The following is a 19248-nucleotide window of genomic DNA, read 5'->3' as shown; positions in this document are numbered from 1 at the left end:
AAAAATTTAAATCAATTTTTTTAATGAACTCTTTTTCTAACGAAAAAACGAAAATAGAATGAAACTAGATTATTCAGTATATAGACTGTATCTCTCTCAACATCGAATAAGGACATATCCTTTACGGGAAGAATAAAACTATCAACACTATCGCGCTCAAATGTCATTAAAAACGATCCATTTCGTGAGTGGAATATGTTAATGCTGCGAAACGTATTGTCTCCAAATCCTAATATACTATCTTGCACAAGAATGGGGTTTCGCATGCTTATAAAGCTAAACCCATCATCTTGAATCCGTAAAGAATCCCTATATATCACGGCACCTGCGAGATTATCAAAGTGTTCCAGTCCTTTAGTTTCACACGAGACCATCCCCAACATATAAAGAGCGCAAATATAAATTATCGTCTTCCTCATAAAGTCAAAATTAAAAGCATGCGCAGAGTCGCGCATGCTTATTTTCAATTAAATTAACTTAGAACTGTTGTACCAAGTGCGACAGTTATTTCACCGTATTCCCCGCAATCGTAAGTGGCTGTAGCACCATTTGGATGAACCTCCTTCAGTTTACAAGGTACCGCACAAGCGTCTGTCACCTGCATGAAGGTTGAATCACTCCCCTGAACCGGAAACCTCTCCGATAACGAAGCGCTTCAGGTAAAGCGCCTCATCCGGATCGCGCATCAAGACATGAAGTGTATCTCCTTTTACTTCAGGTAAAAGTGCGCGCGTTAAGTGAAGATGATCCGCACCAGTAATAGGTACCTCTTAAATCGTTTTGGCATCTAAGTCTATTCGTAAAATAATCCATCGATATGTGGACAGTCCATACGATGAACGTTCCCGCGTGTCAAAGGAAGAAAAACTCGCATATAAAATATCCCGAGGATCAGCTGGATCTAAGGCAAGCCCATTCATTTGATCCGTAAGCGGGGAGGCAAATGGATCCGACTGGTAGAAACCAATCTCAGTATCGAATGAAGGAGGAGAGAGCGGATAAATCGCCTGTAACTCACCCGCTAAGCTGTACTCCTTCAGAACTGGAAGACCTGCCACATTCAAAATAAACATGCGATCTCCCTTGATTACTTTATGCTCATTTGTGCTTAAAACCAAGTTTCCTTGCGTGTAATTCTCCGGATAAGAACCAAAACTATGTGAAAAATTCCCCTCCAAATCAAAAACACTGACCAATTTAGAGTTTTTAAACCGTTCAGCTAAAGGCCCATCATGTACCGTGCTAATATAAAAAGTGTCGCCTACGCGTGTAAATATCCCCTCATAGGTGGGCTTGGTGTGCGCATCTGGCATAACCAAATCAATCTTTCGCTTAAACTGCTTATCTAATGTAAAAACGAAAATCTTACGAACGAGCGTATTCAAGATATAAATTTCATCGTCCTGAATATGTAAACATCCCATGTCCTTCACCGGAATAATGTAGGAATCAATACTATCTCGCTCATAGTTCGTCAAAAAGGCTCCAGTTCGCGCATGAAAGAGATTGATACTCCGAAACGTCCCATCCCCAAAACCCAAAAGAGTATCCTGAAAAATCTCAGGACTGAAAATCCACGAAAAACTAAACTTACTGTCATCGATCGCAAGAGAGTCGCGAAAAAACGATAGCACCCTCCGTCAGAGTAAATGGCTCGCGCTCTGCGTCAGAGGAACAGGCAGTGAGAAAAAACACACACAGCCAAAAAGATAAAATTAGATAGCGCACACTTCCTGTTTTTTAGTTTCAAAAGGAAAACCAACTCATCAACTAAATATACTCTGAAATAGCAGTAAAAACAAGAGCCACCCAAATGGGCGGCTCTTGTTTTAAAAAAAATCGTAAAACTTAGAAGCTATAGCCTACCGTAAGCTTGAAGAAAGAGTCCTGCCCCTCTACAAGGTCAGTACCGAAGGCAAAACGAACCATAGCACCACCATTTGGATCTGCAAACTGCACATAGGTCCTAACCACTGATAGGTGTCTGTTGCAGACTCTACATTGGATCCACCCGTGTTGATAAGGTGCTCATAATGACCACCTACAGAGAAGAATGGAGACACCTTGTAACCAAAGTTGGCCCAGTAGTGCAAGAAAGATAAGGTAGTGCCACCTTCAGGAGCTTTATTACGTCCAGGAGCATAAAAACCTGCATAAAGTTCCCCTTCCGTCTTCGCGCGATCTATACCGATAGTTAGATTCGGCACAAATCCGTCGCCTAAAACAGAGGCACCCCCCGCACCAGAAGAGAGTAAATTACCCCCTAAAATACCGATTTGAGGATTAAAACTGATACCCTCTGCGATGTCTACACTCACACCGACACCAAATTCAGTCCAGTTTCCCCACGCGCCTCCAGTACCACCTGACCACTGAATACCATAAAAGGTAAAGTCCAGCGTACTACTTACAGCATAACTACCCGTAAAAAAAGGATAGAATCCGAAAAACTGATCTGAATTAAGGGTCACATCTAAACTAAACTTCTCATCTGACTGCGCATAAGAAGAAGTAGAGAGTACGAATAGGAAGGAAAATGCTACAAGAACTTTCCCTACCGTCTGGGTAAGATTTGATTTCATCTTGTTTAATAGGTTAATGTTTAAACTGCTTTAATTTGACACTTGTCGTGTAGCCGGCCTACATGTACTTAGTGGTTTATGGTTGTAAATTTAACCATTATTTTTGATTTTGCAATAGCTTTGAGTTTTTTAAGTGTTATTTTCAATCAAAAATCTAAGCTCTTACACTATTTTCAAAATTATGACCCTTTATTTAATCCTGCCCTTACCGCGCTTTCCGATGACCTGAAAAGCGTCGTTTTGTTCGCCAGCAGCTTGTATTTGTAACAGAACGTCGTAAAAGGAGTAAAAACTTACGTACCTCTACCTCTCCTCCCCTTCTAAAAAACACACCTATACCCGCATAAAAAAAGGGGCTAAAGCCCCTTTTTTCTTATACGAAGTGCATCAAAAGGCACCCATTTATGCCCGATATCCCTTAACCGTCTCGATAAACGTTTTTACCTTAGCAGGATCGATGTCTGGATACACACCATGCCCTAAATTCGCAATGTGAGACAGGCCCTTAAAGCGATCTAACATGGCGCGGGTAGCCTCAGCCACCTGCTCATGTGTGCCATAAAGTGCCGCAGGTCTAAATTACCCTGAAGCGTCTTCCCAGAACCTATTTGACGCTTAGCGTCTTCTACGCGCATGTTCCAATCCAAGCCTATCGTTTCACAAGATAACTGTCCCATTTCTTCTAGTGCAAAAAAGGCCCCTTTCGCAAATACCGTCCGCGGTACCTCAGGAAGAGCAGAACAAATCTGCTCGATATAAGGAAGAGAAAAGGTAAGATAATGGTCAGGAGAAAGAATCCCCGCCCAACTATCGAAAATTTGTATCAAATCCGCACCAGCAGCTACTTGAGCCCGAAGATAATTGATGGTACTGTCGGTGATCATCTGGAGCAGCTGATGCGAAAACTCTGGTTGGGTGTACAAAGCCTCACGCGCACGGCTAAAGGTCTTGCTGCCACTACCCTCTAACATGTAGGCGAAAATCGTCCAGGGAGCTCCTGCAAAACCGATCAGCGGTACCCTGCCTGCTAATTCTTTTTTCGTGATTTTAATGGCCTCGATCACATAACTTAGATCATCCACTCCATCAGCCACACGTAAAGTAGCTAAATCAGCAGCGGACTTTACGGTTTTTGGAAAAAAAGGCCCGCGCTTCTCTACCATCTCATAAGGCAAACCCATCGCCTCGGGAATCACTAAAATATCCGAAAAGATAATCGCCGCATCCACTCCCAGTAAATCCACTGGCTGAATGGTCACCTCCGCCGCTAATTCTGGCGTCTGAGCCAGCTCGATAAAACCACTCACACTCGCCCGTACCGCACGGTATTCTGGAAGTATCCTACCCGCCTGACGCATCAGCCACACAGGAGTGCGCTCCACAGCCTCGCCTCGAGCAGCACGTAAGAGAAGATCATTTTGTAATTGCATAGCGCAAAGATAAAGGTTAAGGTATAAATTTCGGCAGACTCATAAAAAAAGCAGCTCCGAACAAGCTGCTTTTCTATATCCTCCTACTGGTAGCATTTACTTGGTAAGATCAAAACGTGGAATATCCTCATCTTTAGGGTTTCCGATTAACTTCATGACCGCATCATAATCATTCACATCGATACGCCCATTTGTCAGGAACTGTGAAGGAAGGACGACCACACGAAAAACCTGATTTTGTGTGAACTCTGGCCCTAATAAAAGAGGATTAATGGTTCCCTCTAAAAAGACGGAGTAATCCTCCCGCGTGAAATCTGCATTGTAAACGAGCACCCCCTCAGGGAAGAAAATATTCTGAGGAACAGGCCTCCAAATATCTAATGGAGGCGTATCGTTCGTCGTTTCCCAAAGCAGGTAAAACAAGACCACATCAGAGTCTTCTATCGGGAAAATGGGAGAATCCGCAGGGTCTCTAACCACCGTAAAATCATTCTCCTCATTAAAATTCACCACTATCTCTTCCACTTCGGCTAAAAGCAAGCCTCCCGGAGGTCCTGGAGGTCCTTCTAATCCCGGGGGTCCCGCAGGCCCCTCACAGGCAGCCACGACCATGAATCCCAAGGCCATAACTGCTAAAATGTATTTTTTTACCATAGCATTTTTATTCGTTTCGCGCACTAAAATAATACCAAACTACTAGCAGATACGAATAAAATTCGCTTACGTTCACTTATTCTTCGCTCCCGGCCAAGAAAGTTTCCCCGCTGGCAAAGCAATCACCACCACCGAATCCTCCCGAACGAGGCGATCGATAAACACTTCTGGCGCGGGAAGCCCCTTTTGCTGAGCAAAATCCACCAGAGCCGCTTCACCTTTTCTGGGCCCGGAAGCTGACGGCGCTCGGCTACCACAGAAGCGATAAGCGCCTCCATTTGGCCTACGGCCAAAACCTCCGCCCCCGCATAAGGCTTCTCGCCTCCGATAAATACAGCCAAGGTATCCAACTTACCCCCCGGCTCCTGCGCGTACCAGGTATGTAAAATGTCGCCCTGACCTAACACCTGGCGCTCTACCCGCTCGAAAACCTGCTTCATACGCTTTTCTGCTGGCGTACCGATAAACCACTCCCCATACAGGGTCCAGTCAGCAGCCAATTCCTGCTGGGTGAGGGATAGGTCGTAATTCGCGCTGTAGCGCTTCCAAAGGCCAAACCCAACCAGCAGAATCAGCAAAAATCCTGTACCTAAGGCCGCGTTCTTGTTCATCTCCCCAATAAATAACGCACCCCAATGGCCCCTTGTAGGCGAAGATGGCCGAAACGATCGAGTACTTGCACGAATAAGCCCAATTCCGCGAAAACACTTATCGGCAGTTCATCGAAATAATACTCGCCCCCGCCGAAAATCTCTCCGCCAAAATCGATATTCGTTCGCCGATCGCGTAGCGGAATGTTCGGATTGATGGAGGGGTCTGTGTAGAGGTAATTCACTCCGATGGAGCGCAGCTGTGCTCCTGCTCCTACATAGCCTAAAAGAACGCCCTCAGAGATGCCTAAATCTCCTGTGAAGTCCTCATGGATCATCCCGCGTAAATTTATGGAGAAACCTCCCGTGTGAGAATGCCCTGCATAGAAAGCATTAGGTACGGTGGGCCTACGCTCGAAAGCGCGCTGATAATAGCCCTGACTATTCGGGCCCGCACTCCCTATCATCAGCTCCAGAGCGAAAAATTCATCTAAAAACTTCTTATACGTCACAGAAAGCGGCTCGCCTAAACGAAGTCCCACTCCATCTTCCTGCGCCTGTGCAGACTGCACGCATAAGCCACCACTTATCAGCAGTGCGCATACTAAAAACCTCAGCTTTTTCATCTTTTTAAGCATTTCAACTAACTAATCGCGCAAAACTATCCCTCGAAAAGGGAAAAGCAGCACTTTTTTTCGAAAACTTTTACTCGAAAACCATGCCCGACCTGAATTCAGCCTTAAATGGCTACAGACTTTAACTGCATCTGGTGTAAATTCGCATAATAGCCCTGCTGCTGCAGGAGCTCCTCATGGGTTCCACTCTCTTTAAGCTCACCCTGATGCAAGACGAGGATACGATCGGCCTTTTGGATCGTAGAAAGCCTATGCGCGATGACGATACTGGTACGTCCCTGCATCATCTTTTCGATCGCCGACTGAATCAGCTCCTCCGTCTCAGTATCTACCGAGGAAGTGGCCTCATCCAAGATAATGACAGCAGGATTATACACCATGGCCCGCACGAAAGAAATCAACTGACGCTGCCCCACAGATAGGGTGGCCCCACGCTCCATCACATTATAATCTAAACCACCCGGCAGCCGCTCGATAAACTTACGCGCCCCGACCAGCTCCGCCGCCGCCAGCACTTGCTCCCGACTGATGTCCGGATTCCCCAGCGTAATATTATAATAAATAGTATCTGAAAACAGAAAAACATCCTGGAGCACGACACCGATATGCTTGCGCAAATTCCCCAAGCTGTAATCCTGGATAGTGCGACCATCTAAAAGGATCTCGCCCTTGTTGATTTCGTAAAAACGGGATATCAAATTAATAATCGAGGATTTCCCCGCTCCCGTGGCCCCCACCAGCGCCACCGTTTGGCCAGAGGCCACCTTAAAATCGATATTTTTTAGCACCCACTCCTCTTCGTTATAGGCGAACCATACTTTCCGGAGCTGAATTTCTCCCCGGATCTTAGCTGGCGCAAAGGACCCCTCGTCCGCAATATGTTCCTGAGAATCGAGCAGTTTAAAAATACGACTAGAACTCACCACCCCCAGCTGCAGGGTATTATACCGATCCGCGATCATACGAATCGGACGGAAAAACAACTGTAAGTACATGATAAAAGAGATCAGCACCCCAACTTGCAGCTCCATATTAAAAACTCCCGTGCTCCATACCAGACCACTAGGCCGATACCCATGGCCTGAATGATCTCCGCCACAGGAAAATAAATCGAGTAATACAGCACCGACTTGATATGCGCCGTGCGATGGTCCTTGTTGATCGCCTTAAAGCGGTCGTACTCCCGCTGCTCGCGGTTAAAAATTTGGATAATATTCATCCCCGTGATATGCTCCTGCAGGAAGGAATTTAAGTTCGAGACCGCATTGCGCACATCATTAAAAGCGACTTTGATTTTTTCCTTAAACACATAAGTCGAGATAATCAGGAAAGGCAGCGTGCATAAACTCACCAGGGTTAGTTTCCAGTCGATATAAAACATCACCCCGAGGATGGTCACCAGCTGGAGCAGGTCCCCGATAATAGCAGCCAAGCCCTCACTGAACACATCCGCCAGTGTTTCGATATCCGAAATATTACGCGTCACCAGTCTGCCGATCGGCGTATTATCGAAAAACTTCAGCCGCATCCGCGTCAGGTGGCGGTAGAGCTTAATGCGTATATCCCGAATGATCACCTGCCCGATCCAGCCGGAAAGATACGTATGCAGAAACTGTACGATAGCCTGCATCACCATCAGCCCGATTAACAAATAGATGATCCGCAGTAGCCCTTCACGATCGCCGATGGCCACATGCTCATCGATGGCGATCTGGATGAAGTAGGGGCGCGTGGGCGCCAAAATAGCCAGTGCTATCGTTAAAAACACCAAAGCAAAAAACTGCTTGCGGTAAGGCTGCACGAAACCGTAGAGCTTCTTGAGCACTTTGGTATCGATGATTTCGCCACTCTTAACTTGTTCTTGTTCTAAACTCAAAATTCTACTGTTTCGTCTTGTATAGGGACTCTGGATACCGCACACTACTTAAATAGAGCCCATGTGGAGGCGCTGCAGCCCCCGCCTGGCTCCTGTCACCGGAGGCTACTATCTCCTGAAACGCGCTGAGCGAAGTTTTCCCCTGCCCTAATGCTACTAAGGTTCCCACGATGGCCCGCACCATTCCGCGAAGAAAACGATTCGCGCGGATATGAAAACGCAGCACCTGGCCCTCCTGCACCCAGTAGGCTTCATGCAGGGTGCAGCGAAAATGGCTTACATCGGTGTGCACTTTACTAAAACACTGAAAATCCTCCTGACTTAACAAAAAATGCGCCGCTTCGTTCATTTTTTCCACCTCAGGCATTTGATAAAGCGTCCAGGCGCGCCCGGCGCAAAGGGATCCTTACGCAGCCGCAGCTCATAGCGATAACTTCTGTCTAGGGCATCAAAGCGGGCATGTGCATCGGCCTGCACCTCCCGAATCGCGTGGATGGCGATGGCTGGAGGTAAAATTCCGTTTAACTTTTTGCGCAGCAGCGCTTCCTCCACCTCCTCCTCCATATCGAAGTGGGCCACCTGCTCTAAGGCATGTACGCCCGTATCCGTGCGGCCACTTCCCATAATCGGGCAGGGCCGGCGCAAGATCCGAGCCAGCGCCTCCTCTATTTCCTGCTGCACCGTATGGGCATTCGGCTGCGTCTGCCAGCCATGATAGGGGCTGCCATCATAGGCCAAGTGCATAAAATATCTCCTCATCACCTGCAAAGATAACCAAGGCGCCGTTTAATTTCCCCCCTTTCGCCTATCTTTACCTTGTGATTCAGGAAATAACCCTTTTTATTTGTTAAAATTTAAATGTAATGATTCAAAGAATCCAATCCGTCTTTCTCTTTCTTTTGGCCGTGGCATGGTGCTCGTCGCCTTCTCCCCCATCTGGGAGCAAGTAAATCCCGCTCAAACGCAGCGCATGATGCTGACGGCTTGGAGCCTGAAAACCATCGCCATAGACTCCCAAGAGGTGCTGGCAGAAAAGTCCGTTTTCTACATTGGCGGGCTGGCGCTCACCTCAGCACTGCTGGCCCTTTTTAGCTTACTTCAGTATAAAGACCGAGGCCGACAGCTGATGCTGAACATGGTCAATGCCCTCCTGATGATGGGCACGGTCATCAGCATGGTTTGGCAGGTGCACCAAGCAAATGCAATCATCAACCCCGGCGTAAATGGAGCCTTCGTACTCGGGTTTTGGGCAGTGTTTTTCGCCTTGGTCATGAACATGCTGGCGAATCGCTTCATCCGAAAAGATGAAAAATTAGTGCGCTCCATAGACCGCATCCGCTAACCCGCTCCCTCCTTATGCCTTTACGACCGGAAACCATCGCCATACACGCAGGAAATGAACATGTAGCCGGAGAGCACCCCGTCATACAGCCGATCACGCTCTCCACGACCTTTCGCCATGAAGCAGGCGCCCTGCTCTACAGTAGAACCGAAAACCCGAACCGGCGGGCCCTGGAAAAAGTGCTGGCGCAACTGGAATCCGGCGTGGAGGCAGCCTGCTTTAGCTCCGGAAATGCCGCCGGGATGGCCGTTTTTCAAGCTTTGCCGGCAGGCAGTCATGTTCTGGCTCCTGACGATATGTACCATGGCCTACGGCTGCAGCTGAAAAATCTCTTCGCGGGCGTGCTGGAAGTGGATTTCGTGGACATGTGCGATTTAGAAGCTGTACGCGCCGCCTTCCGACCAGAAACGGCCCTGGTTTGGGTAGAAACCCCCTCTAATCCGCTCCTAAAAATCAGCGATATCGCCGGCATCAGCCAGCTTTGCAAAGAGAAAAAAGTGGTCCTAGCCTGTGACAATACCTTTGCAAGTCCGATTTTTCAGCAGCCGCTGCTGCTGGGTGCGGACCTGGTCATGCACAGTAGCACCAAGTTTATCGGCGGCCACAGTGACCTTACCGGCGGCGTGGTAGTCAGCGCTGAAAAAAGCCCCCTCTGGGAAAAAATCCGAACCATCCAGCAGGTGGGTGGCGCCGTTCCCTCCCCTTTCGACTGCTATTTTCTAACCCGCTCCATTAAAACGCTCCCCTACCGCATGCGCGCCCACGCGGCGAATGCCATGCTTATCGCACGCTTCTTAGAAGATGCTCCCTCCATTTCCCGCGTCTATTACCCGGGCTTGGAAAGCCATCCGCAGCATCCACTGGCGGCGCGGCAGATGCGCGCGTTTGGGAGCATGCTCAGCTTTCTCTTCGAAGGCGATGCCCAGCAGACGGATGCCTTTATCGAGGGACTCCAGCTCTTCACGAATGCTACCAGCTTGGGAGGCGTAGAAACACTGATCGAGCGCCGCGCAGCAGTGGAAGGCCCGGACACGAAAACGCCCGAAAATTTGATCCGCCTCTCCGTGGGTCTGGAACACCCCGAAGACCTGATCGCCGACCTAATTCAGGCCATCACCACTATTCCCCTGCGCATTAAAAATTGATTTGCGCCTGTAGGCGCAAAAGAGAGCCCCGCTGCCGATTCGAGGGATTCAGTGAATTTTCTGCTGTCCGATCCGAGATCGTGTACATGGCTACCAGCTCGAAATGCCGATGCGGCTGCCACTCCACGCCGATCTCCAACTCACGCACACGATGCCGCGCTGCGTCCAATTCATGTTTTTTACCCCCGGAGTAATAATGATAGCGCGTAAATGGAATAAATAAATCCTTCCCCGTCTGTAGATAGTAGGAGGCTAAAACATAGCCGCCCTGCAGTGGCGCATCTTCTACCTCATTCGTCTCTGGATTAAACTCAGGACCCCTCCCCCAGTTGAATTCCGCCTGAATCCCGAAAGGCTGTGGGTACAAGATAAAGCTCGGCCCATAGCGAAACTCCTCGAATTCCGTTTGGTCGAAATCCGTCAGCGGGTTCCTATTGATCACAAATTTTCCCGTATACCCCTGAAAAGAGCCTTCGATCAACTGCCCCGACGGCAGCTCGAAAGGATACGTGACCCGAGAAACCACATGCAGGCTGTTGTTTTTTTCGGGGCTATTCGCAGTTTGTCCATTATACAGGCCTACACCCAGCACCCCGTAATCACCTGAGCCTTTCAGTCCCGAGGCGACCAAGCGGCTGAAGCGCTTGCGGATATGCGTCGGCGCCCAGTAAGCCATCACTCCGATGTCCCGCTCATTAGCCACGGCAGAGTTTAAGCCATCGTTTCGATCGAGCGGAATCCGGTTTTGGCTCGACTGTAAGTTTTCGAACCCAAAGGCACTTTAGACTGGCCGATCCGTAGGCGGAACTCCTGTTTGCGGTCGATACCTAAGTCGAAGTAAGCGTCCCGGATTTGGACCGTATTATTCCCCCCCGACGCAAAATCCGGCTGAATATACATGTACACCCGCTCGTGAATTTGTCCATAAAAAATCATACGTATCCGGCGGAAGAAAAAGCCACCATTTTCGCCCCAGGAGCGATCGCACTGCTCGCATTGCAAGTTCGGATTGGTCTCCAAAAGCCTGTTGTAGCGCAGCTGCGCATAACCCCTTAGCTGGATGGTTTCATACCAGGGCTTGGAAGCTTGGTGCACACGCGCCTGTTCTGTGCCGGCGGAGTCAGAAGCAGCAGGCCTTGCAAGCAAGCTCATTCCCATTCCCGCCCACACACAGATCGTGAGGAAGAAGTAACGCATCGCGTTGGTTATTTTTAGTACAGCGATGCAAAGGTCTTCTTTATTTCTGCGAAAGTTGTGAAGAAACCATTAGCCTATTATTACGGATGTGAGAAGGAAATCCTTTTTAGCGCCCTATTTGTTTACATTCAGGAAACATACACAGGGCCATTCCTGCATCCATCCTGCTAAACATAAGGCTAGCCCCCGTAGAACCCCTTTTCTATGTTAAGAAATTGTAAAATCCTATAGAGTTTTTTTTTTTGAGTTTGCCGGAACGCAAAAAAATAAGCCGAAAAAAGGTTCTGCTTCCCCTTTTTTCGGCTTTATTCTGCATGCTTACCTGAGGAAAAGGCGGGTGTGGGAAGGCATCGGGTCACCTCCCTCTCCCTTCCGCTGCCCGGACCCTCTTTTAGGCCGGCTTATGCGAGGCCTCGAACTGATGCACCACCTTTTCGATGATCGCGCAGCAGGCGTGTAACTGCTCCTCGGTCATGACCAGTGGCGGTGCAAAGCGGATGATATTCCCGTGGGTAGGTTTGGCCAGTAGGCCTTCCTCTTTCAGCGCCACACACATGTCCCATGCCGTGCTGCTGTCTGGGGCGTCATTTACGACGATCGCATTTAGAAGCCCTTTACCCCGCACCAAGCTTAAAATTTCACAGCTATCCACCAGCTGCTGCATACGTTCCCGGAAAATTTCTCCTAGGCGACGTGCGTTTTGGGCTAATTTCTCATCGCGCACCACTTCTAGAGCCGTCATGGCCACCTGTACACCGAGTGGATTCCCCCCGAACGTGGAGCCATGCTGTCCCGGACGGATCACCTCCATAATGGCCTTGTCCGTGAGCACAGCCGACACGGGGTAAAAACCCCCAGAGATGGCTTTACCGAGGATCAGCATATCTGGGCGCACATAGGTAGCTGGCTGCTGTTCACAGTGCCCGGTACAGGTACAGTGGCCGCACACAGCCAGCAGCGATCCTGTCCGTGCGATGCCCGTCTGGATTTCGTCTGCTATAAACAAGGCCCCAGCCGCTTTGCAGGCCGCTGCTGCCTCCGCCATATAGGTGTGCGCAGGCGTGTAGACTCCAGCCTCCCCTTGGATGGGTTCCACTAAGAAGGCGATGACATCGGGATCTTGGAGCGCCTCCTGCAGTGCCGGCACATCGTCATAAGGGATGCGGATGAATCCCGGCGTGTAGGGGCCGAAATCCTTCCGTGCGTTTTCATCATTTGAAAAGGAGATGATGGTGGTCGTCCGTCCATGGAAATTATTATCGGCTACGATGATTTTCGCCTGATGGGCAGGCACTCCCTTTTTTTCATAGCCCACTTACGGGCTATTTTTACGGCCGTTTCCACAGCCTCAGCACCTGTATTCATCGGCAGCACCTGTTCGAAGCCGAAGTATTCGGTAATGTATTTTTCGAATGGGCCGAGGCGATCATTATAAAACGCCCGCGATGTGAGCGTCAGCGTTCCGGCCTGCTCCACGAGCGTCTGCAAAATCCGTGGGTGGCAGTGTCCCTGATTCACGGCAGAATAGGCCGACAGAAAATCGAAATAGCGCTTGCCTTCGACATCCCATAGGTACACCCCTTCACCTCGCGCCAGCACGACCGGCAGTGGGTGATAATTATGTGCGCCATACGCATCCTCTAAAGCGATGGCCTCTTGACTCGTTTTTATCGTTTCCATAACCTCGTATTGTCTTCTGTTTCTAACAAAGCTACTAAAAGGATTTTGGGTTTAAAAACTTTCCGCCCACAGATCCTGGACAGCTGGCTTTAAGCGGAATAGCGGCCCTTTTTTTAGGTGCATGGAACTGAAAAAAGTTAAAAAAAGGGGCGCGGCGAGCCGCAAAGTTAATTTCTCGGCGGCAGGGCATCGGCACCTCTGAGCGGAGTTCGGCTTAGCGGCACGCCGCTCAGAGCGTCTTTCGGTGTAGACTTGCAGGAAAAAGAAGGAACTAGAGGATAGTGACCCGAATACTTCGATGAATTACAGGAATTTAGGGAAATATTTTTCTGGTTACTTTTGTATATTCGTTAAAAAGGTCGATATTTGCAAACTCATTTAGAAATACGTCAATACTATACATTTGAATATATCATGGCAAGAGTTTGTGAAATCACCGGTAAAAGACCTCGAGTAGGTAATAATGTATCGCATGCGAACAACAAGACAAAGCGTAAGTTTTATCCGAACTTGCACAAGAAGTCTTTCTATGTTCCTGAAGAGGATGCGTGGATTACCTTGAAGGTTTGCAGCAAGGCCCTCAGAACGATCAATAAGAATGGCATCAGCGCTGTATTAAAAGATGCTGAGCGTAAGGGTATGATCATCATTAAGTAATCCGATTAGCAGAACGATATAAATTTACACCGAGATGGCGAAGAAAGGTAATAGAGTACAGGTCATTTTAGAATGCACAGAGCATAAGACTTCTGGCATGCCGGGTACTTCCCGTTACATTACGACGAAGAACCGTAAGAACACAACGGAGCGCATTGAATTGAAAAAATTCAACCCGATCCTTAAGAAGGTGACGGTACATAAAGAAATTAAGTAAGGTTTTACCGGGGTCATTTCACGATGGCCCATTAAAAAGATACAATTATGGCAAAGAAAGTAGTAGCGACCCTGAAGAAAGAAGGTGGTGTAACTTATGCTAAGGTTATCCGTGCGATTAAGTCTGAGAAGACTGGCGCTTACACCTTTAAGGAAGAAATGGTTCCCACCGCTATGGTGCAGGAAACCCTAAAGAAATAATAGCTACCTCGGTGGATATTAGGTCGTCCCAGAGTTTTACTCCTGGGACTTTTTTTCGTTATATTCGAATGTTAATAGGCAGCATACATGGGAATTTTTGATTTCTTTTCGAAAGAGAAAAAAGAGAGTCTGGATCAGGCTTGAAAAAAACAAATGAGACTTTTTTCTCCAAACTAGGAAAAGCTATCGTCGGTAAATCCACTGTAGATGAGGAGGTACTGGATGAGCTGGAAGAAATTCTAATCACCGCAGACGTAGGTGTAGATACGACGCTTAAAGTGATTAAGCGCATCGAGGAGCGTGTCGCTAGGGATAAGTACCTAAATACCTCTGAGCTCGATGTAATCTTGCGCGAAGAAATCGCTGGACTGCTCGAAGAAAACAGAAGTGTGGATCAGGAGACTGCTTTCACCCTGCCAGAAGATAAAAAGCCCTATGTCATTATGGTTGTTGGCGTGAATGGGGTAGGGAAAACAACGACCATCGGGAAATTAGCACACCAATTTAAGGCTGCCGGAAAATCTGTGGTACTAGGTGCCGCCGATACCTTTCGTGCTGCTGCGGTGGATCAACTTATCCTATGGGCTGAGCGCGTAGATGTTCCGGTAATTTCACATGGCATGCATGCTGACCCAGCCTCGGTAGCCTTCGATACGGTGAAGAAAGCGGTGGACATGCATGCGGATGTAGTCATCGTGGATACGGCGGGTCGTCTGCACACGAAGGTCAATCTGATGAATGAGCTAAGTAAAATCAAGCGTGTGATGCAGAAATTTATTCCTGATGCGCCGCATGATGTGATGCTGGTTTTAGACGGCAGTACAGGCCAAAATGCCTTTGTGCAGGCGAAAGAGTTTACGAAAGCCACCGAGATTACTTCGCTAGCGATTACGAAGCTGGATGGGACTGCTAAAGGAGGCGTAGTCATCGGGATTTCAGACCAGTTTAAAATCCCTGTGAAATACATCGGTGTGGGCGAAAAAGTAAGCGATCTACAAGTATTTAATCGCAAGGCATTCGTGGAGGCTTTGTTTCAGAAAAAATAACCCGCTGCTGGCAGAAGTAAACAGCCGCTAACGTATTAAAAGTCTGTCTGAGCTCGGCTCAGACAGACTTTCTTTTTGATGCTCGTTTGCTTTCGTTTTACACATAATTACTTTCGTTTACTTTCTTTTCCTTTCGTTTTTGATGTTCGTTTGCTTTCTTTTCCTTTCGTTTCCTTTCGTTTCCTTTCGTTTCCTTTCGTTTCCTTTCGTTTCCTTTCGTTTTAAAAAAATATTTCTTGTCTCCCAGGATATATAAAGTATCCTTCTCTATTCGCCACTTTGCGTCTGCTTTAAGTTCTTGATCACCTGTAGATTACTCGTCTCGTTGTTCTGACCATCAAGCTTCTGAATGTCCAAAAAAAAAATTTCGCTTCACTCCCTTAAATCGTCTTCTTTGCCGTTTGGTTGTTCATTATTTATGGCTCTCAAAAGTCAATTCTTGAAAGCGACTTGGTCATCGTCTTGCGTGACTGTTTATGCATTTTACGCTATCATTAATTAAAAGGCCGCATTCACATTCCGTTCGGTAGTCCATCTGTAAGCGCCTTCAAAAGTTAGTCCTTAATGACGAACAGCTTCATCATTCATCGGGCTGGTTCCTAGAAGAATTTTACTTCGGAATTTCATCTGTTCGTTGGCGAGCGTTGAATGCATTCTGAAAGCCAATTTGATGTTAATATCTGTGGTGAAGTTCAAAAAGTCCGTCCTTAATCAGCCAATTTTCAAAAAAAATTTTCCTGTTGCGCTGCAATCATTCATCCGCTGAGGTCATCGGATTTTTTTAAGACTTTTCTGCCAAAAAGCTTTTGTGAAGGAATGAGGTTTGATTTACTGCCCGCTAACGGTTGGGTATATGAAAAGTAGCGGTTGATATGTGCCATTTTTCAGTTTATAAACATCAATAGCAGAAAGAACTAAACCTTTGGTTTATCTTTAAACTGCTATCTTTTATATGCCGTGTTATGCCACGTTATTTCTCAAAAATTTCTTGATTATTAAGGTAAATATTAATAATAGAAACATTGAGAAAAAAATCACAAAACCGATTAAAGAAGAGTAGTATTTCCATTCTTCTGGCGTACCTAATTTTTCAATATTTCTATAAAACAATAGAAATGTTACTATTGAACTTAGCAACCCAATTATGAAGCCTACCTTTTGTAATATACTTATATATTTCATGATAGAAAAATTAATCACAGAATGTTGCTGCACCAGTTAAACCACCAAGCAGCGCAATCAGATTTAGTACGTAAAGATGTTTTGTTTGCAGTATGTGTTGCAAGTGTGTCCATCCAATCAACAAAAGCATTCATAAAGCCAATATTTTACACTAAAATTTGTTTTTCCTTAATTGTTATAGTTGAGTTTAGAACATCAGTGTCTAGTTGAGCTAAACTACTTTTATATTCTTCTTTCGTTAAAAAAAATATCAGCGTTTTGAATTTGACTAGAAAAGGCTAAATATTCATTTGAAAAGGTTAAAGTTTCTTCGCTTGTTTTAGCAAAAGAATTTGTATTTATTTCGACAATTCTTATACCTCTATTCCTTGATTCCTCAATAAATAACTCGCCAAGTTTTTCACTTGACAAACTAGGATTTTGAATTGATTTGTTTACCACAACATCAAAAGAATTAATTATTTTATTGATGTTCTCAGAATTATCAACCAAATCAATTTGTTCGAAATCATTATCTTCGCTACAAGAAAAGAAGTTTAAGCTCAAAAACAGCGCCAAAGTAAATTTAAATATATTTTTCATTTTTCAATATTTTGAAAGACTTTTTAAATTTTTATAGTCTTTAGGTTAAATAATAAATTTTAATATGAATTTTCGAAATTCAAATCGGTTTACTCAATTTTTTAGGAACAAATTATAGATACTAAACTAAATTCAAATGTCCCTAAGCGGCTTTTCAACTTTCACATACTCCGCTTACATTTTTTTAATGTCGTTAGTTTTCGACGTTGGATGGTCAGTCCGTTTTTGACCGTTATGTTGGTTTTAATGTGGCATAATCGGGTCAAGCGGGGGAATTTCACCCCTACCTTCCCACAGAACCGTGCGTGAAAGTCTCTCCGCCGCGGCGGATTGTAAACCGGTTTGAAACTAAACATGCCTGCCCCTTCACTCCACCTCCATTACAGAAATTTTATCGCTACTACGAGCAGGGCTGCCCCCTATGCTTCACCCAACCACGGGTGCAGGTTTCCTCTCTCGATTTGGCCTGACAGCATAGAGTTCACTTGTTCCTTGAAATGGCCTGTACTGCGTTCCTGCCAGCTTAACCCCGGACGCGGTGTGACCGGTATCTTCCGGACGTCTGTCACACTTTGTCATGGGTACAAACGTAACTACCCATTTTCCACATCATAATTTGCCTTATCGAGGCTTCATCACTGGTTCATTTTCATTCAGCTCCATCAGTACTCACCTACAGGGATCGCTGTCCCCGTTTTTCCTTAACCGTTCACCACACCGGAGTTTCCGCCAGATGCAGCGTAAGGTGGTTTGATGGCTGCTCCGGAAAGCCGCCATCGGAAGGCCTCTCTACTGGTTATCCAATAGTCCTCCATCCATTTCAAAGCACTCAGCTCCAAAGGCTGATTCAAGTCACACACGTTTTGCGTGTATGAGAAGTAGCGAATTAAGAAACACTTCTATTTCAGTTTAGCACTGACTTTTATTAAAAGCTTTTAACTTTCAACTAAGCACAAGCCCCGCAATTACGCAAAACCGCTGTTGAACTAAACCTTCGGTAGCTATTTGCAAGCATTTTGGTATCTTGTTATCATGTTCAATTTAAACTTTATTATAATGGTAGAGACTGTTCATCAACAAGCTGCTGCGCTTGCAGATCTAAAACAATAACAAAGAGTCCAAAAACAATGAGCTGATGTTTTAAAGATAGATTTTTCATATTCACTGGGTTAAAAATCATATACAAGATCTTTTTAAAAAAACATAAATGCAAGCTTTTGATGGAAAAAATTTTCAACTTATACACATCATATTTCCGTTTACACACAAAAACATACTCTTTGCGTCCCGTTAAAAGCGTGTAAACCATCATGAAATTTTTAAAAAACACAAAATCAATTTGAAAAAGATTGTATTTTAAATAAAAAACAAAACAATAAAAATACCTAATCAATTATCCACGTATTATTTACAAAGTTAAATCCATGGAGGATAGAGAGAAAATTAGCCAGAGACAGCTCGACAACCTCCATACATCCTATACTCCAAAAGGCTCAACAGCCTTATCTCTATAAAAACTCATGAAATAAAAAGCGCTTCCTATGCTCCAGCCCATCCGAGGTTCGATAGCTATACTCCTGCAAGAGCTTATCCCCTTTTAACACTTCACAGGGATGCTTGAAGATGGGACCATCCAAACAAAGTGTGTGGTACTCCCCATGCTCACCACAGGCATCTACGTCCGGCGGGAAGGTCTCGAGCATCTCAAAACTCAAGGTCTCCCCAGCATACTGTGCTGGTAATTTATCTAAATCAAGCGCACAAATAGCCGTGACGAATCCCTGAGCTAAAAACTCCCGTAAAAGTGCATCGGTCGCCTTGCCCCAAAGGGGAAAAACAGCCTCCACACCAAAGGGCCGCAGCAACTGCTCCCGATACGCCCGCAGCTCCTCTAAATAAATATCACCAAAAGCCACATGCCGAATTCCCTGCCGCTGACAATCTCCATAAAAGTCGGCCATGCACCGCTCAAAGGCCGCATTATCCCCCGAGGATGGGTAAAAAAGTGGAATCAAAGGTAAACCAATCGCCGCCGCCTGCCGCTCTATCACCTCCAGACGCACCCCATGCATGCCAACACGCCCTGTTTCCTCCCCAAAAGTAGTATGCAAAGAAACCACCTCATAGCGAGGGTCTTGTAATACATGAAAAAGCGCTAAAGCACTGTCTTTACCTCCGGACCAACTGAAACTAATCGGTCTGGGGCGGGATGAGGAAAGGGTATGCGGCATAA

At 46.4% G+C, this 19248-nt stretch carries 16 protein-coding genes and 5 pseudogenes; 6 read left to right on the top strand and 15 right to left on the bottom strand.

Annotated features, from left to right (window positions below; translation table 11 throughout):
• Positions 1-770: 770 nt before the first annotated feature.
• From A3SI_RS01285 to A3SI_RS21975, 9 genes and pseudogenes are all read right to left on the bottom strand, one after another.
• Entirely contained in the window at positions 771-1634 is an 864-nt protein-coding gene (locus A3SI_RS01285) for a hypothetical protein (RefSeq protein WP_009053272.1), read from the bottom strand.
• 214 nt (positions 1635-1848) lie between these two features.
• Positions 1849-2582 (bottom strand): annotated as a pseudogene (locus tag A3SI_RS01280) (DUF6733 family protein).
• A 402-nt stretch (positions 2583-2984) separates the two neighbouring features.
• Positions 2985-4012: pseudogene (gene hemE / locus A3SI_RS01275) on the bottom strand (uroporphyrinogen decarboxylase).
• A gap of 96 nt (positions 4013-4108) precedes the next feature.
• The gene (locus A3SI_RS01270) at positions 4109-4639 is read right to left on the bottom strand and encodes a hypothetical protein (protein WP_040669768.1); all 531 of its coding nucleotides are present in this window, start codon (positions 4637-4639) and stop codon (positions 4109-4111) included.
• A 149-nt stretch (positions 4640-4788) separates the two neighbouring features.
• Positions 4789-5277: a hypothetical protein gene (locus tag A3SI_RS01265; protein ID WP_009053268.1), complete on the bottom strand. Its 489-nt coding sequence runs from the start codon at positions 5275-5277 to the stop codon at positions 4789-4791.
• Positions 5274-5882, bottom strand: a complete 609-nt coding sequence (locus A3SI_RS01260) for a hypothetical protein (protein WP_009053267.1) — start codon at positions 5880-5882, stop codon at positions 5274-5276. The genes A3SI_RS01265 and A3SI_RS01260 overlap by 4 nt, the downstream gene beginning before the upstream one ends.
• Before the next feature lie 113 nt (positions 5883-5995).
• A pseudogene (locus A3SI_RS01255) lies at positions 5996-7767 on the bottom strand (ABC transporter ATP-binding protein).
• Between the two features lie 4 nt (positions 7768-7771).
• On the bottom strand, positions 7772-8116 hold the full coding sequence (locus A3SI_RS21980) for a tRNA pseudouridine synthase A (RefSeq protein WP_316929033.1): 345 nt from the start codon (positions 8114-8116) through the stop codon (positions 7772-7774).
• Positions 8113-8511 carry a tRNA pseudouridine synthase A gene (locus tag A3SI_RS21975; RefSeq protein WP_009053265.1) on the bottom strand — a complete coding sequence of 133 codons (399 nt, stop codon included), beginning with the start codon at positions 8509-8511 and terminating at the stop codon, positions 8113-8115. The genes A3SI_RS21980 and A3SI_RS21975 overlap by 4 nt, the downstream gene beginning before the upstream one ends.
• A 100-nt stretch (positions 8512-8611) precedes the next feature.
• Here A3SI_RS21975 and A3SI_RS01245 point away from each other — a divergent pair, with 100 nt between their 5' ends.
• Both A3SI_RS01245 and A3SI_RS01240 read left to right on the top strand, forming a co-directional pair.
• The gene (locus A3SI_RS01245) at positions 8612-9109 is read left to right on the top strand and encodes a DUF4293 domain-containing protein (protein ID WP_009053264.1); all 498 of its coding nucleotides are present in this window, start codon (positions 8612-8614) and stop codon (positions 9107-9109) included.
• A gap of 14 nt (positions 9110-9123) precedes the next feature.
• On the top strand, positions 9124-10254 hold the full coding sequence (locus A3SI_RS01240; protein ID WP_009053263.1) for a trans-sulfuration enzyme family protein: 1131 nt from the start codon (positions 9124-9126) through the stop codon (positions 10252-10254).
• Here the strand turns inward: A3SI_RS01240 and A3SI_RS01235 are convergent.
• From A3SI_RS01235 to rocD, 3 genes and pseudogenes are all read right to left on the bottom strand, one after another.
• A complete protein-coding gene (locus A3SI_RS01235) occupies positions 10244-10957 on the bottom strand; it encodes a porin (RefSeq protein WP_316929032.1) in 714 nt (237 codons plus the stop codon). The genes A3SI_RS01240 and A3SI_RS01235 overlap by 11 nt on opposite strands.
• Before the next feature lie 8 nt (positions 10958-10965).
• Entirely contained in the window at positions 10966-11451 is a 486-nt protein-coding gene (locus A3SI_RS21970) for a porin (protein ID WP_316929031.1), read from the bottom strand.
• A 391-nt stretch (positions 11452-11842) separates the two neighbouring features.
• Positions 11843-13131, bottom strand: a pseudogene (gene rocD, locus A3SI_RS01230) (ornithine--oxo-acid transaminase).
• A 414-nt stretch (positions 13132-13545) separates the two neighbouring features.
• Here rocD and rpmB point away from each other — a divergent pair.
• From rpmB to ftsY, 4 genes and pseudogenes are all read left to right on the top strand, one after another.
• Positions 13546-13788: a 50S ribosomal protein L28 gene (gene rpmB / locus A3SI_RS01225; RefSeq protein WP_009053262.1), complete on the top strand. Its 243-nt coding sequence runs from the start codon at positions 13546-13548 to the stop codon at positions 13786-13788.
• Between the two features lie 34 nt (positions 13789-13822).
• Positions 13823-14005, top strand: a complete 183-nt coding sequence (gene rpmG, locus A3SI_RS01220) for a 50S ribosomal protein L33 (protein ID WP_009053261.1) — start codon at positions 13823-13825, stop codon at positions 14003-14005.
• 47 nt (positions 14006-14052) lie between these two features.
• A complete protein-coding gene (locus A3SI_RS17980) occupies positions 14053-14205 on the top strand; it encodes a DUF4295 domain-containing protein (protein ID WP_009053260.1) in 153 nt (50 codons plus the stop codon).
• An 87-nt stretch (positions 14206-14292) separates the two neighbouring features.
• Positions 14293-15251, top strand: a pseudogene (gene ftsY, locus A3SI_RS01215) (signal recognition particle-docking protein FtsY).
• 1404 nt (positions 15252-16655) lie between these two features.
• Here the strand turns inward: ftsY and A3SI_RS01205 are convergent.
• From A3SI_RS01205 to A3SI_RS01195, 3 genes are all read right to left on the bottom strand, one after another.
• Complete coding sequence (locus A3SI_RS01205) at positions 16656-17015, bottom strand: hypothetical protein (protein WP_009053258.1); 360 nt, start codon at positions 17013-17015, stop codon at positions 16656-16658.
• A gap of 701 nt (positions 17016-17716) precedes the next feature.
• Entirely contained in the window at positions 17717-17866 is a 150-nt protein-coding gene (locus tag A3SI_RS18720; RefSeq protein ID WP_156810102.1) for a hypothetical protein, read from the bottom strand.
• Between the two features lie 657 nt (positions 17867-18523).
• Entirely contained in the window at positions 18524-19246 is a 723-nt protein-coding gene (locus A3SI_RS01195) for a Dph6-related ATP pyrophosphatase (protein ID WP_040669727.1), read from the bottom strand.
• Between the last annotated feature and the right edge of the window lie 2 nt (positions 19247-19248).

Origin of the sequence: Nitritalea halalkaliphila LW7 (assembly GCF_000265075.1) — a bacterium.
Lineage (GTDB): Bacteria > Bacteroidota > Bacteroidia > Cytophagales > Cyclobacteriaceae > Nitritalea > Nitritalea halalkaliphila.
The sequence above is the reverse complement of the archived record's forward strand: the minus strand, read 5'-3'. Positions and strand labels throughout refer to the sequence as shown.

Excerpts from the sequence above, each read along its gene's own strand:
- A3SI_RS01270 (WP_040669768.1), bottom strand. The coding sequence starts at position 4,639 with ATGGCCTTGGGATTCATGGTCGTGGCTGCCTGTGAGGGGCCTGCGGGA.
- A3SI_RS01265 (WP_009053268.1), bottom strand. The coding sequence starts at position 5,277 with ATGAACAAGAACGCGGCCTTAGGTACAGGATTTTTGCTGATTCTGCTG.
- A3SI_RS01260 (WP_009053267.1), bottom strand. The coding sequence starts at position 5,882 with ATGAAAAAGCTGAGGTTTTTAGTATGCGCACTGCTGATAAGTGGTGGC.
- A3SI_RS21980 (WP_316929033.1), bottom strand. The coding sequence starts at position 8,116 with ATGAACGAAGCGGCGCATTTTTTGTTAAGTCAGGAGGATTTTCAGTGT.
- A3SI_RS21975 (WP_009053265.1), bottom strand. The coding sequence starts at position 8,511 with ATGCACTTGGCCTATGATGGCAGCCCCTATCATGGCTGGCAGACGCAG.
- A3SI_RS01240 (WP_009053263.1), top strand. The coding sequence starts at position 9,124 with ATGCCTTTACGACCGGAAACCATCGCCATACACGCAGGAAATGAACAT.
- A3SI_RS21970 (WP_316929031.1), bottom strand. The coding sequence starts at position 11,451 with ATGCGTTACTTCTTCCTCACGATCTGTGTGTGGGCGGGAATGGGAATG.
- rpmB (WP_009053262.1), top strand. The coding sequence starts at position 13,546 with ATGGCAAGAGTTTGTGAAATCACCGGTAAAAGACCTCGAGTAGGTAAT.
- rpmG (WP_009053261.1), top strand. The coding sequence starts at position 13,823 with ATGGCGAAGAAAGGTAATAGAGTACAGGTCATTTTAGAATGCACAGAG.
- A3SI_RS17980 (WP_009053260.1), top strand. The coding sequence starts at position 14,053 with ATGGCAAAGAAAGTAGTAGCGACCCTGAAGAAAGAAGGTGGTGTAACT.
- A3SI_RS01205 (WP_009053258.1), bottom strand. The coding sequence starts at position 17,015 with ATGAAAAATATATTTAAATTTACTTTGGCGCTGTTTTTGAGCTTAAAC.
- A3SI_RS01195 (WP_040669727.1), bottom strand. The coding sequence starts at position 19,246 with ATGCCGCATACCCTTTCCTCATCCCGCCCCAGACCGATTAGTTTCAGT.